Here is a 241-nt window from a genome sequence, read left to right as displayed (position 1 = left end):
CACGTCCTCGACGCTGAGGCCGGCGCGGAAGGCGTCGCCGATGTAGAACATGCGCTCCGGGCCCGGTTCCTTGAGCTCGCGCTTGAGCGCGGTCAGGTCGGCTTCGCTGCTCAGGTCCAGGCCGGTGGGGTCGAGCCCGACCTTGCCGGTCTCCAGCCCGCGCAGCGCCTTGTGCAGCGATTCCTGGAAGGTGCGGCCCATCGCCATGACTTCGCCGACCGACTTCATCTGCGTGGTCAGG

1 protein-coding gene is annotated in these 241 nt (G+C 68.9%); it reads right to left on the bottom strand.

The genetic code is table 11. The features are described 5' to 3' along the window. The coding region (locus tag HKX41_13110; GenBank protein NNC25073.1) for a hypothetical protein at nucleotides 1–241 on the bottom strand (241 nt) is incomplete at both ends.

This window comes from Salifodinibacter halophilus, from assembly GCA_012999515.1.
GTDB lineage: Bacteria > Pseudomonadota > Gammaproteobacteria > Nevskiales > Salinisphaeraceae > Salifodinibacter > Salifodinibacter halophilus.
Note: the sequence above shows the minus strand (reverse complement) of the source record. Positions and strands in the feature narration are given on the sequence as shown.